This is a genomic window from Amnibacterium flavum, from assembly GCF_003097495.1.
GTDB lineage: Bacteria > Actinomycetota > Actinomycetes > Actinomycetales > Microbacteriaceae > Naasia > Naasia flava.
Window position 1 is genome coordinate 267,208 of the sequence record NZ_QEOP01000002.1, and the last position, 13,379, is coordinate 280,586.

The following is a 13,379-nucleotide window of genomic DNA, read 5'->3' on the forward strand; positions in this document are numbered from 1 at the left end:
TCCACAGTATCGAAGCGCCGCCACGGCGCGCGGGCGCGCGCGGGGGAGCCGGACCGCGATACTGACCGCGTGGACTTTCATGAAGTGATGGAGAACGTCGGTCGAGTCATCGATGCGGCGGGTGTCGCAGCGATCGTGATCGGCGCGCTGCTTGCCGCGTTCTTCGCGGTGGGTCGCATCGTGCAGCGCAAACGCGGCGTCTACGGCCCGTTCCGGCGGTTCCTCGGCAGGTCGATCCTGCTCGGGCTCGAACTGCTCGTCGCCGCCGACATCATCCGGACGGTCGCCGTCACTCCGACGCTCGAGAGCGTGGGGGTTCTGGGCCTGATCGTCGTGATCCGGACGTTCCTGAGCTTCTCGCTCGAACTCGAGATCACCGGGCGCTGGCCGTGGCAGAAGCAGCCGGATCCCGACGCCGATCCTGCCGCGGCGGACGCGCCTGCGGACTCCGCCGGGCCGGCGAAGACCGCTTAGTCGGCGGTCGGCTCGGTCTGCTTCTCCCAATCGCGCTCGGCCTTCGGGTCGAGCGTGGTCAGGATGCGCTGAAGCGAGTCGAGTCGACGCCGTCCGACCTCGCCGAGCTCGCCGTCGCGGACTCGGTCGACGATCTCCCAGTCGTGCGCCTCGGCGAGCGGCACCTCACCCTCGGGCGGCCCGTCGGTGATCGCGCGGCGGGCGAAGGACTGCATGACGCTCGCCGGATCGACGTGCCCGAGGCCGAATGAACGGACCCCGGGGGTGTCGATGATCCAGCCCGAGCCGCCCTGGCCGTCACGGACGCGCAGCGAGATCGTCGAGGACGAGGTGTGACGCCCGCGACCGGTGTGCTCGTTGACGACACCGACGGCCCGGAGCGCCCCGGGAACCAGTGCGTTCACGAGGGTCGACTTGCCCACTCCCGAATGCCCGACGGCCACCGTGGTGTGCCCGATGAGCCGCTCGTAGAGCGCCTCGAACGGGACCTCGTCGCGGTCCACCTTGACCACGTCGATGTCGAGGACGGAGAACTCGCCGAGGAATTCGGTGGGGTCGGCGAGGTCGGTCTTGGTCACGACGAGGATGGGTTCGATGCCGGCATCGAACGCGGCGATCAGGTACCGGTCGACGAGCCCGGTGCGCGGTTCGGGGTTGGCGGCCGCGACGACGATCATCAGCTGGTCGGCGTTGGCCACGACGACCCGCTCGACCTCGTCGCTGTCGTCGGCGCTGCGCCGCAGGAGGGTGCTGCGCTCCGCGATCCGGACGACCCGCGACAGGGTGCCCTCGTCGCCGGTGAGATCGCCGACGACGTCAACGAAATCGCCGGTGACGATGGCGGTCCGGCCGAGTTCGCGCGCACGCTTCGCGGTGATCTCCCGTTCCTCGGGAGTGTTCTCGTCGAGAAGGACGGTGAGGCGCCCTCGGTCGACGGTGAGGACCCGCCCGCGGACCGCGTCCTCATGCTCGGGGCGCTGCTTCGACCGCGGACGGTTCCCCTTGGGATTGGGGCGGACCCGCGCCGCCGACTCGTCGTAGTCGCCGTACGGCTCATCCTCGTCGTCGGTCAGCCAGCTCATGCGATGGCGTCGTTCATGCGTGCGAAGCTGCGGTTACGTCGGTCGGCGAACTGAGTCCCTGCCAGAGCTGGGGGAACTGGGGGAGCGTCTTCGCGGTGGTCGCGATGTCGTCGATCTCGAGATTCGGGACGGCCAGTCCGACGATGGCCCCGGCGGTCGCCATCCGGTGGTCGTCATAGCTCTGCCACGGTCGACTGCCGAGCGCGATGAGGGCGCGCGGCTCGATGGCGAGCCCGTCGTCCAGCTCGGTGACGGATCCGCCGAGTTCGTTCAGCTCGGTCGCGAGGGCTGCGAGGCGGTCCGTCTCATGTCCGCGGAGGTGCCCGATACCGGTGATCCGGCTGGGGGTGGACCCGAACGCGGCGATCGCGGCGATCGCGGGGGCGAGCTCGCCACCGGTTGACAGGTCGATGTCGGCACCGTCGAACGTCGCGCCGCCGATGACTCCGCGGCCCCCGTCGACGGTGAGGGCGCCATGGTCGTAGGAGATCTCGGCACCGAACCGGGGGAGGAGCGATCGCAGGTCGTCACCGACCTGCGTGGTCGAGGAGGGCCAGCCGTCGATGGTGACGGTGCCGCCCGCGATGACCGCGGCGGCCAGGAACGGCGCCGCGTTGGAGAGGTCGGGTTCGATGTCGAGCTCGCGGCCCTCGATGGTGCTGGGCGGCACGACCCAGACTCCCGTCTCGGGGCTGGTGACCGTGACACCGCGTTCGGCGAGGACGGCGATCGTCATCTCGATGTGCGGCATGCTCGGGAGGCGCTCGCCCGTGTGTCGCAGGGTCAGCCCCTTCTCGAAGCGAGGCGCCGCGAGGAGCAGACCGGAGACGAACTGGCTCGACGCCGATGCGTCGATCTCGAGCTCCCCGCCTTCGACGCGTCCCATGCCGTGGACGGTGAACGGGAGGGACCCGCGGCGGTCGTCGACCACATCGACCCCGAGCGAGCGGAGCGATTCGATGGTGGTGCGCATGGGTCGGCGTCGAGCGCCGGCGTCGCCGTCGAAGGTGACGGGACCGAACGCGAGGGCTGCGAGCGGCGGCAGGAAGCGCATCAGCGTTCCGGCCAGACCGCAGTCGATGGAGACCCCGCCTCCGAGCTCGGCGGGTGTGATCCTCAGGTCGGGACCGTAGCCGTGGTCGGTGCCGTCGATCTCCTCGATCGTGGTCCCGAGCTCGCGAAGCGCATCGATCATGAGGCTCGTGTCCCGCGAGTGGAGCGGGGCGTGCAGCACCGATTCGCTCACCGCGAGTGCGGAGAGGACGAGCTCGCGGTTGGTGAGGCTCTTGGAGCCGGGCAGCGTGAGCCGCGCCCGCAGGGGTGCGGTCGCCGTCGGGGCGGGCCACGCGGGAGCAGGCCCATCGCCCGAGCCGCGGACCTCGAAATCGTCGCCGGGCAGGCGGAACTGCGGCCCGGGTGTTCCCAGAATTCCCATGGCCACCCAGAGTACCCGGAGCGCCGGTGCCGCTCAGGAGGGCGGTTCGGGATCGGTCTCGTCCTAGAGTCTCCCCATGACAGGCAGACTCCCTGGTCGCGTCCTCCTCATCTGCGCGATCGTTCTGGTCGTCGTGGGTGCCGGGGTCCTCATCGCCGTGGCCACCGAGCCCGTCTCGTTCGGCTGGACGGCGTACGCGCCGCTGTCGGAGACCACCTTCACCCCGGTGGTTCGAGGGCTGGAGTCGAGGAACGGCATTCTCGGTGCCGTCCTCCTCGTGATCGGCCTGATGGGACTCGCGTTCTGGGCAGGACTGCGGGTCGGAGCACGGCGCCGGTCCGGCTGATCCCGGGCTCTCGTGGGAACCCATGGGCGTGAATCGACGTTTCGTATCCCCGGCCTCGGAATAGGCCGCGCCCGTGACAGGTTCCATTACCTGTGCCGTGCGAACGGCATCACCGAGATGGACATCCACGGGACGAAGGAGGGCTCATGACGCTGACGATCGATGCGCCGCCCTCGCGAGTACGCTGGGGTGCGATGAGCACCGCACCGGAACGCCCTGTCGACGTGCACGAGACCGACGCTGAAGCCGAGGTCGAAGAGACGATCGTCGAAGCAATCGAGGAGACGGCAACCCCGACCTCCGACGAGCTGCGCGCCCTCTTCGAGGAGCAGGCGCTTCCTTTCATCGACCAGCTCTACGCCGCCGGTCTGCGGATGACGCGCAACCCCGCCGATGCGCAGGACCTCGTTCAGGAGACCTTCGTCAAGGCGTTCGCCGCCTTCGCGGGGTTCACGCAGGGCACGAACCTCAAGGCGTGGCTCTACCGCATCCTGACGAACACGTTCATCAACAACTACCGCAAGAAGCAGCGCGACCCCTACCAGCACACCATCGACGACCTCGAGGACTGGCAGCTGGGCGGCGCCCAATCGACCACGGCGGGGTCGAGCGTCGGACGCTCGGCCGAGGCAGAGGCTATCGACCACCTGCCCGACTCGGCGGTGAAGGACGCGCTCCAGGCCGTCCCCGAGGACTTCCGACTGGCGGTGTACTTCGCCGATGTCGAGGGCTTCTCCTACCAGGAGATCGCCGACATCATGAAGACCCCCGTCGGCACCGTGATGAGTCGTCTGCACCGCGGTCGCCGCATGCTGCGCGACCTGCTGAGCGATTACGCCGCCGAACGCGGCCTGAGCGTCGGAGCGACGTCGCGACGTCGCTCTCCCAAGAAGAATGATGACAACACCGACTCTGGCGATGGAGTGGAGCGATGAGCGATTGCGGTTGCGATAAGGCCAAGGCCGAACTCGAGGAGTATCTGCACAACGAGCTGCGCGGCGATGAAGCCGCCGACATCCGTGAGCACATGCAGAATTGCGTCGACTGCTCGGGCGAGCACAAGGTCGGCCTCGTCCTCACCGAAGCGGTGAAGAGGGCCTGCCGCGACACCGCGCCCGAAGAGCTGCGCGTCGTCGTCATGGAGCGCATCCGGGCGATCCAGATCACCCACTGAACGCGGCTGGCTCCCGGGCGATCGCTCGGACCTGCGGCTCCGAAGCACTGCGGTGAAAAGATCCGTCGCTCTCCTGATCGCCTCGTTCGTGGTCGCCGCTCTTGCGGCGTGCTCGACTCCGGCAGCGGCGCCCACCGATGATGTGGCGGCCGGCGACGGCCCTGTCGTCGCCTTCTACGGCGACTCCTACACACTCGGCACGGGTGCGAGCGATCCCGACCTCCGTTGGTCGACCGTCATCAGCGAGGAGCGCGGCTGGCGCGAGTACAACCCGAGCGTCAACGGGCTCGGCTTCATCAACAACCGTTCGGCCTTCGGCGACGGCAGCGGCGACCTTCCCTCGCTCATCATCGACCAGGACCCCGACATCGTCTTCGTGACGATGGGCCTCAACGACAACTTCAGCTACGACTTCGCAGCCGACGAGATCCACGCGCAGATCGATGAGGACCTTCAGCGCCTGCACGACGCGCTCCCCGACGCGCGCTTCATCGTCGTCGAACCGTTCTGGTACACGGACGAGCGCCCGGAATCGCTCGGCATCATCAGCGGGTGGGTCGAGGACGCCGCCGCCGACATCGGAGCCGACTACATTCCGGGTGCATCGCACTGGATCGAGGGGCACCCCGAGTGGATGGCCTCCGACGGACTCCACCCCAACGACGAGGGCTACGCCGCGATGACGAAGCAGATGGACGCGGCGCTCGACGAGCTGGGGTTGTAGGCGACTGTCGCGTTGCTCAGGGGGCGGCGTTTGGGCCGCCCCCTGAGCGCTCCGAAGCGGAGGCCTCTGAGGCCGAAATATCAGGCGAGGGCGCGCGAGACCAGCTCCGCCTGCTCCTTCGCGTGACGCTTCGCCGATCCTGCCGCGGGCGAGGCCGCTGCGGGACGGGACACGACGCGGAGAGTGCGTCCGTGCAGGTGCTTCGACATCTCGAGGCACATGAACGGCCAGCCGCCCTGATTCTCGGGCTCGTCCTGCGCCCACACCAGCTCGGCGTTCGGGTAGCTGTCGAGCACCGCGTTGAGCTGCTCCGTCGGCAGCGGGTAGAACTGCTCGAGGCGCACGAGCGCGATGTCGAGGTTCTGATCGCGCTTGCCCAGCTCGGCGGCGAGGTCGTAGTGGATCTTGCCGGAGTGCAGCACCACACGGCGCACGGCGGCGCGGTCGGAGATGCGCGCATCGTCGATGACCGGCTCGAAGCGACCGTGGGTGAAGGCGTCGATGTCGCTGGTGGCACCGCGCAGGCGCAGCATCGACTTCGGCGTGAAGACGACGAGCGGGCGGCGGGGCCGGGCATAGGCCTGACGGCGCAGCAGGTGGAAGTACGACGCGGGCGTCGACGGCTGGGCGACGGTCATGTTGTCCTCGGCGCACATCTGCAGGTAGCGCTCGATGCGGGCCGACGAGTGGTCAGGGCCCTGACCCTCGTAGCCGTGGGGGAGCAGCAGCACGACGGACGAGCGCTGTCCCCACTTCTGCTCGGCGGAGGAGATGAACTCGTCGATGATCGTCTGGGCGCCGTTCGCGAAGTCGCCGAACTGCGCCTCCCACAGCACGAGCGCGTCGGGGCGCTCGACCGAGTAGCCGTACTCGAAGCCCATGGCGGCGTACTCGCTGAGGAGCGAGTCGTAGATCCAGAACTTGGCCTGGTTCTCGCTGAGGTTCGACAGCGGCAGCCACTCCTGGCCGTTGAACCGGTCATGGAGGACCGCGTGCCGCGACACGAAGGTGCCGCGACGGCTGTCCTGTCCGGCGAGGCGGACCGGCGTGCCCTCGACGAGCAGCGATCCGATGGCGAGGAGTTCGCCGAAGCCCCAGTCGATGTTGCCGCTGCGGCTCATCTCGAGCCGCTTCTTGAGCAGCGCCTGCAGCTTCGGGTGCACGGTGAAGCCGGCGGGCGGGTTGTCGTGCGCCTCGCCGATCGCGGTGATGACGGATTCGGCGACGGCGGTGCTCTCGGGCTCGCCCTCGGCATCGGTGCCGCGCTGGGACTCGGGGAGCTCGATATCGGCGACGCTGTCGGACCCGCCCGTGGTGTCGATGATGGGCATCGACGCGGTCTGAGCGGCGTGCGTTTCAGCGAACGCGCGCTCGAGGCGGTCCTGGAAGTCGCGGTGCGCCTCGTCGTACTCGTCTTGCGTGATGTCCCCGCGGCCGACGAGAGCCTCGGTATAGAGCTTGCGGACGCTGCGCTTGGCCTCGATGAGGTTGTACATCAGCGGCTGGGTCATCGACGGGTCGTCGCCCTCGTTGTGACCGCGGCGGCGGTAGCAGACGAGGTCGATGATGACGTCCCGGTGGAACTCCTGGCGGTACTCGTAGGCGAGCTGCGCGACACGGGCGACGGCCTCGGGGTCGTCTCCGTTGACGTGGAAGATGGGCGCCTGGATGGTCTTGCCCACGTCGGTCGAGTAGATCGAGCTGCGGCTCTCGCTCGGCGGAGTGGTGAAGCCGACCTGGTTGTTGACGACCAGGTGGATCGTCCCACCGGTGCGGTACGCACGCAGCTGGGACATCTGAAGGGTCTCGACGACGACACCCTGACCGGCCATCGCCGCGTCGCCGTGGATGAGGACGGGCAGCACGTTGAAGGTGCCGGGCGCGAAACGGTCCTGCTTAGCGCGCACGATGCCCTCGAGCACGCCGTCGACGGCTTCGAGGTGCGACGGGTTGGCCGCGAGGTAGACGGGGATCGATGCTCCGCCGGCGCCCTCATAGGTGCCCTCGGTGCCGAGGTGGTACTTCACGTCACCGGAGCCCTGGACGGTGCGCGGGTCCTGCGTTCCCTCGAACTCGCGGAAGATCTGACCGTAGGTCTTGCCCGCGATGTTGGTGAGCACGTTGAGACGGCCGCGATGCGCCATGCCGATGGCGACCTCGGCGAGCTGGTCCTCCGCGGCCTCCTGGATGACGGTGTCGAGCAGGGAGATCAGCGACTCGCTGCCCTCGAGGCTGAACCGCTTCTGCCCCACGTACTTCGTCTGCAGGAACGTCTCGAACGCCTCGGCCTCGTTGAGCTTGCTGAGGATCCGCATCTGCTCGTCGTGCCGCGGCTTCTCGTAGGGGCGCTCGACCTTGTCCTGGATCCACTGCCGCTGCTCGGGCACCTGGATGTGCATGTACTCGAGTCCGACGGTGCGGCAGTAGGAGTCGCGGAGGACGCCGAGCACCTCGCGCAGCTTGGCGGAGCGGCGGTCGGCGAAGCCGGCGACCACGAACTCGCGGTCGAGGTCCCAGAAAGTGAGCCCGTGCGTCTCGATCTCGAGGTCGGGGTGGGTGCGCTGGCGGTATTCGAGCGGGTCGATGTCGGCCATGAGGTGGCCGCGGACCCGGTAGGCGTTGATGAGCTCGTGCACACGTGCCGTCTTGGAGACGTCATCGGCGAGGTCGACGCTGATGTCGGGGTTCCAGTGGATGGGCGCGTAGGGGATGCGCAGCGCGGCGAAGATGTCGTCGTAGAAGCCGCGCTGGCCGATGAGTAGCTCGTGCACGCGCTTGAGGAACTCGCCCGAACCGGCGCCCTGGATGACGCGGTGGTCGTAGGTCGAGGTGAGCGTGATGGTCTTGCCGATTCCGAGGTCGACGAGCGTCTTCTCGCTGGACCCCTGGAACTCGGCCGGGTACTCGAGCGCGCCGGCGCCGATGATCGCGCCCTGGCCCTTCATGAGGCGGGGGACCGAGTGCACGGTGCCGATGCCGCCGGGGTTCGTGAGTGACAGGGTCGTGCCCTGGAAGTCGGACGCCTCGAGCTTGTTGGCGCGGGCCTTGCGCACGAGCGCCTCGTAGGCCGCCACGAATTCGCCGAAGTCCATGGTGTCGGCGCGGTTGATGCTGGGGACCAGCAGCGCGCGCGAGCCGTCGGGCTTAGGGATGTCGATCGCGATGCCGAGCCCGATGTGCGCGGGCTGCACGATCGACGGCTTGCCGTCGACCTCGGTGTAGTGGACGTTCTGGCTCGGGAACTCCTTGAGCACCTGGATGAGCGCCCAGCCGATGAGGTGGGTGAACGAGATCTTGCCGCCGCGCGACCGCTTGAGGTGGTTGTTGATGACGATCCGGTTGTCGATCATCAGCTTGGCGGGGATCGTGCGAACGCTGGTCGCCGTGGGGATCGAGAGGCTCTGATCCATGTTCGTGGCGAGGGTTTTCGCCATTCCGCGGAGGGGCGATACGGCGTCGTCCTCGACGGGCGTGGCCGGGCCGCTCTTGGACGCGGCGGGCGCCTGGGCCGGGATCGGCTGCTGGCGGGGTGCGACGGACGTGGTGCGGGCGGCGACCTTCTCGGAAGGAGCGGAGGCGGCCGACGGGGCGTCGGTCGGTGCCGATGCGCTGGGCGCCGAGGTGGTGGGAGCGGCTGCGGCCGGAGTCTCCGACGAGGTCTGCGCGGGCGTGGCGGTCGCGGCATCGCTCGTCGTCGGAGCGGAGAAGCCGGGAGCACTGGGCGCACCGGGAGCCGACGGGGCTGATGGCGCCGAGGGTGCACCGGGCGTGTAGCCGGGAGCGGGCGTCTCGGGTGCGCTCGGGTAGGACGGCTCGGTCGGGGCCGCCGGGTTAGGCTCGGACGGTGTCGGAGCGGTCGGCTCGTCGGGCGTCGCCGGGTTGGGCTCGGAGGGCGTCGCCGGGTTCGGCTCGGAGGGCTCCGCCGGGTTCGGCTCGCCCGGCTCGGGCGGGTTCGGCTCGAAGCCGGCCGCGGAGGGGAGCGTGATCGCCCCCGTCTCGGTGTCGACGGGGTGGTAGGCCTCGAGGACCGGCCACCACGACTTGTCGACGGAGTTCTTGTCATCCAGGAAGCGTTCGTACAGCTCGTCTACGAGCCATTCGTTCGCCCCGAATTCACCGGCTGCACCCTCTTCGGTTCCGGTCACTTGATTCGACACGGCAACTCGCCCACTCTCGTCTTCGCTCGCGAATCAGACGGGCACTAAGCCTATCCCAGTTCGGGACCTCGGTGGCCCGTTCCAGGGTGCCCCACGGGGTTGTCGAACAGCTGAACTGACACGCCTGCCCACGGCGGATCCGATGCCGGATCGATCGCGTCAGGACGTGCACAGGGCGCGCTCTCGTATACTGGGCGCACTCATGGACGACCCTCCGCACGCCCAGTCCCCGACTCGATTTCCCGCCGACTCGCACCCGGCGCGGCACCGTATGAGCGGGGACTGCTGAAATGGACTGGCTCCTCCTCGGCGTCGGCATCATCCTCACCGTAGGGACGGGATTCTTCGTCGCGTCCGAGTTCGCTCTCGTCAACCTCGACCGCGGTGATCTCGAAGCGCGTGAGGCGAAGGGCGAACGCCGCCTCGGCAGCACGATCGCCGCGCTCAAGATCACCTCGACTCACCTGTCGAGCGCGCAGCTGGGCATCACGCTCACCACGCTGCTCACGGGTTACACGATGGAGCCCGCGATCGGGCGGCTGATCGACGTTCCGCTGAACAGCATCGGCATCCCCGACGCGATCGTGGCGCCGATCGGCGTGGTCATCGGGATCCTCATCGCCACCTTGTTCTCGATGATCATCGGCGAGCTCGTCCCCAAGAACATCGCGCTGGCGCTCCCGCGTGCGACCGCGAAGGTCGTCATCCCCTTCCAGACGGTGTTCACGATGGTCTTCCGGCCGGCGGTCGCCCTGCTCAACGGAACCGCCAACGGCATCCTCCGCCTGGTCGGCATCGAGCCCAAGGAGGAGCTGTCCGGCGCGCGCACCGCGGAGGAGCTCAGCTCGCTCGTGCGGCGGTCGGCGACGGCCGGGGTGCTCGACAGCGACACGGCCACGCTGCTCACCCGGACCCTGGAGTTCACCGACCTGAGCGCGGCCGACGTCATGACGCCGCGACCCCGCCTGGCCGCCCTCGACCGTGGCGACTCGGCCGAGGACGTCATCACTCTGGCCCGCCGCACCGGCTACTCGCGCTTCCCGGTCACCGACGGCGGTCTCGACGACATCGTCGGACTCGTGCACGTCAAGCAGGCCGTGGCCGTGCCGCGGGAGAAGCGCGCGAGCGTGCCGGTCGGCGCCCTGCAGACGCAGGCGCTGCGGGTCCCCGAGACGATGCAGGTCGACACCCTCCTCGGCGAGCTGCGCGGCACCGGCTACCAGATGGCCGTCGTGGTCGACGAGTACGGCGGAACGGCGGGCGTCGCGACCCTCGAGGACCTCGTCGAGGAACTCGTCGGCGACCTCGTGGACGAGCACGACCGCACACGGGCGGGAGTCGTCCGGGGCAAGACCTCGACGACCATCCCCGGAAGCCTTCGCCCCGACGAGGTGCTCGAGCAGTCCGACATCGAGATCCCCGAGGACGGCGCTTACGAGACCATCGCGGGCTACGTGCTGGCCCAGCTCGGGCGCATGGCCAAGGTCGGCGACGAGGTGGAGCTGCCGACGGGGATCCTGCGCGTGCTGCGCCTCGACGGCCGCCGGATCGACAGACTCCGCTTCACCCCCAAGCCTCCCGAGGACGCGAGCCCTGAACCGGGCGTAGAACGCGCACCGCGGGGTCGGGCCGGCGGCAACGACAACGGGATCGAAAGAATATGAGCGGCGACTGGGCCGGAATCGCATGGCTGGTCGTGCTGCTCATCGGCAACGGCTTCTTCGTCGCGGCGGAGTTCGCGGTCATCTCGGCGCGGCGCTCGCAGATCGAGCCGCTCGCGGAGAAGGGCAAACGCAGTGCTCGGACGGCTCTGTGGGCCATGGAGCACGCGACGCTCATGCTGGCGACGTGTCAGCTCGGCATCACCGTGTGCTCGCTGCTGATCCTCAACGTGTCCGAGCCGGCCATCCACCACCTCCTCGAGGTGCCGCTCGAACTGCTCTCGCTGCCCGAGGCGGCGGTGTCGACGATCTCGTTCATCATCGCGCTGCTCGTCGTCTCGTACCTGCACGTCGTCATCGGCGAGATGGTGCCGAAGAACATCTCGTTCTCGGTCCCCGACCGTGCGGTCCTGCTGCTCGCGACCCCGCTCGTCTGGATCGCGACGGTGCTGCGACCGATCATCGCCGCCCTCAACGGAATCGCGAACGGGGTGCTGCGGCTCGCCCGGATCCAGCCCGTCGACGAGGCGGCCAGCACGTTCACGCTCGAAGAGGTGCAGACGATCGTCGACCGATCGACCCGCGAAGGCGTGCTGAGCGACACGAGCGGCGCCCTCACCATGGCGTTCGAGTTCACCGAGAAGAAGGTGTCCGACGTCGCGCTCCCCGTGTCGACCCTCGTCACCCTTCCCGAGGACGCGACTCCCGCCGATCTCGAGCGTGCGGTCAGCCAGCACGGGTTCTCGCGCTACGTGCTCGTCGATGCGCAGAAGGAGCCGGTCGGCTACCTGCATCTGAAGGACGTGCTCGAGCTCGACGACGACGAGTACGACCTGCCCGTGCCGTCGAAGTTCGTACGGCAGCTCGTGTCGATCTACCAGGGCACCGAGCTGGAGGATGCGCTGGCCACGATGCGCCGTGCGGGTGTTCACCTGGCCCGTGCGTTCGACGAGACCGGCGCGACGACGGGGGTGCTCTTCCTCGAGGACATCATCGAGGAGCTCGTCGGCGAGGTGCGCGACGCGACCCGTCGCATCTGACCCGAACCGGGATCAGGTCGGGACCTGATTGCGGCCCGGCCGTCGAGAGCCGCGGATCAGCGCCAGCGGGCGCGCTCGTACTGGGCGGGCCAGTAGTCGATGTCGACGCCGAGCTCGTGCGCCGCACGGAGCACGAAGTGCGGGTCGCGCATCATCTCGCGACCGAGCGTGACGACATCGGCCTGGCCGGAGAGCAGCACGTCCTCGGCCTGGCGCACCTCGGTGATGAGACCGACGGCGCTGACGGGCATGCCGGTCGCCTCGCGCACGCGCTGGGCGAACGGCACCTGGTAGCCCGGCCCTGCGGTGATCTTGGCGGGCACGAGCCCGCCGCTCGAGACGTCGACGAGGTCGACGCCGGCGTCGCGGACCCAGCCCGCGACGGTCGCGGTCTGCTCGACGTCCCAGCCGCCGTCGGTCCAGTCGGTGCCGCTGAAGCGGACCAGGACGGGGACGGTCTCACCGACCCGCTCGCGCACCGCGCGGACGATCCGCAGCAGGAGGCGGGCCCGGTTCTCCAACGACCCGCCGTACTCGTCGTCGCGCAGGTTGCTGAGAGGGGACAGGAACTGGTGCACGAGGTAGCCGTGCGCGGCGTGGATCTCGACCGCGTCGAATCCGGCGTCGACCGAGCGTTCGGCGGCGGCGGCGAAGTCCTCGACGACGGCGTCGATGCCGGGGAGGTCGAGGGCGATGGGCTCGTCGTATCCCGGGAAGGCGATGGCCGACGCGGAGACGGTCCGCCAGCCGCCCTGATCCGCGGGGAGTGTTCCGGATCCGGCGAGGGGACCCCACTCGGGATGCACCGACGCCTTGCGCCCGGCGTGAGCGAGCTGGACCGCGGTCGCGGCCCCCTGCGCGTGCAGGAAGTCGGTGATCCGGCGCCAGGCGGCGACCTGCTCGTCGTTCCAGATGCCGGTGTCGTGCGGTGAGATGCGGGCGTCGGGTGAGACGCCGGTCGCCTCGGCCATCACCAGACCGGCTCCGCCGGAGGCCATGGAGCCGAGGTGGACCAGATGCCAGTCGGTGGGGACGCCGTCGCGCTTGTCGACCGTGTACTGGCAGAGAGGAGCGACCCAGATCCGGTTGCGGACGGTCATTCCGCGGAGCGTGATGGGGTCGAACAGGGGAGAGGTCACGGTGTCGGTCACCTGTAGGTCAAGTTGCGAGTGCCCCGCTCTCTTCCCGACGACGCCACATGGTCAGGAGTCGAGCGGGTCGGACGGCGGGGGAGCGACACGAGAGAGGGGGCCGGGCGATGCGCCCGACCCCCTCTCGTCCTGCCC

Annotated in this window: 11 protein-coding genes; 7 read left to right on the forward strand and 4 right to left on the reverse strand. The window is 69.0% G+C overall.

Going from position 1 to position 13,379, the window contains the following annotated elements; genetic code table 11:
- Positions 1-69: 69 nt before the first annotated feature.
- Entirely contained in the window at positions 70-474 is a 405-nt protein-coding gene (locus DDQ50_RS08885; protein WP_116756395.1) for a DUF1622 domain-containing protein, read from the forward strand.
- Here the strand turns inward: DDQ50_RS08885 and rsgA are convergent.
- Entirely contained in the window at positions 471-1,556 is a 1,086-nt protein-coding gene (rsgA, locus tag DDQ50_RS08890) for a ribosome small subunit-dependent GTPase A (protein WP_116756396.1), read from the reverse strand. The genes DDQ50_RS08885 and rsgA overlap by 4 nt on opposite strands.
- Before the next feature lie 13 nt (positions 1,557-1,569).
- A complete protein-coding gene (gene aroA / locus DDQ50_RS08895; protein ID WP_116756397.1) occupies positions 1,570-2,991 on the reverse strand; it encodes a 3-phosphoshikimate 1-carboxyvinyltransferase in 1,422 nt (473 codons plus the stop codon).
- A 76-nt stretch (positions 2,992-3,067) separates the two neighbouring features.
- On the opposite strand from aroA, the gene DDQ50_RS08900 reads away from it, so the two are divergent.
- The 4 genes from DDQ50_RS08900 (at position 3,068) to DDQ50_RS08915 (ending at position 5,235) form a co-directional block, all read left to right on the forward strand.
- Positions 3,068-3,337, forward strand: a complete 270-nt coding sequence (locus tag DDQ50_RS08900; protein WP_116756398.1) for a hypothetical protein — start codon at positions 3,068-3,070, stop codon at positions 3,335-3,337.
- A gap of 146 nt (positions 3,338-3,483) precedes the next feature.
- Positions 3,484-4,272, forward strand: a complete 789-nt coding sequence (locus DDQ50_RS08905) for a sigma-70 family RNA polymerase sigma factor (RefSeq protein WP_165829758.1) — start codon at positions 3,484-3,486, stop codon at positions 4,270-4,272.
- Positions 4,269-4,511: a zf-HC2 domain-containing protein gene (locus DDQ50_RS08910; protein ID WP_116756399.1), complete on the forward strand. Its 243-nt coding sequence runs from the start codon at positions 4,269-4,271 to the stop codon at positions 4,509-4,511. The genes DDQ50_RS08905 and DDQ50_RS08910 overlap by 4 nt, the downstream gene beginning before the upstream one ends.
- Positions 4,512-4,563: 52 nt before the next feature.
- Positions 4,564-5,235: an SGNH/GDSL hydrolase family protein gene (locus tag DDQ50_RS08915; RefSeq protein WP_116756400.1), complete on the forward strand. Its 672-nt coding sequence runs from the start codon at positions 4,564-4,566 to the stop codon at positions 5,233-5,235.
- Positions 5,236-5,315: 80 nt separating this feature from the next.
- Here DDQ50_RS08915 and DDQ50_RS08920 read toward each other — a convergent pair whose 3' ends face one another.
- Positions 5,316-9,380, reverse strand: a complete 4,065-nt coding sequence (locus DDQ50_RS08920; protein ID WP_240614318.1) for a multifunctional oxoglutarate decarboxylase/oxoglutarate dehydrogenase thiamine pyrophosphate-binding subunit/dihydrolipoyllysine-residue succinyltransferase subunit — start codon at positions 9,378-9,380, stop codon at positions 5,316-5,318.
- A 302-nt stretch (positions 9,381-9,682) separates the two neighbouring features.
- Between DDQ50_RS08920 and DDQ50_RS08925 the strand changes: the two genes are divergently transcribed.
- Positions 9,683-11,056: a hemolysin family protein gene (locus DDQ50_RS08925; protein WP_116756402.1), complete on the forward strand. Its 1,374-nt coding sequence runs from the start codon at positions 9,683-9,685 to the stop codon at positions 11,054-11,056.
- A complete protein-coding gene (locus tag DDQ50_RS08930) occupies positions 11,053-12,093 on the forward strand; it encodes a hemolysin family protein (RefSeq protein WP_116756403.1) in 1,041 nt (346 codons plus the stop codon). The genes DDQ50_RS08925 and DDQ50_RS08930 overlap by 4 nt, the downstream gene beginning before the upstream one ends.
- A 56-nt stretch (positions 12,094-12,149) precedes the next feature.
- Here DDQ50_RS08930 and DDQ50_RS08935 read toward each other — a convergent pair whose 3' ends face one another.
- Positions 12,150-13,244 carry an NADH:flavin oxidoreductase/NADH oxidase gene (locus DDQ50_RS08935; RefSeq protein ID WP_276308387.1) on the reverse strand — a complete coding sequence of 365 codons (1,095 nt, stop codon included), beginning with the start codon at positions 13,242-13,244 and terminating at the stop codon, positions 12,150-12,152.
- Between the last annotated feature and the right edge of the window lie 135 nt (positions 13,245-13,379).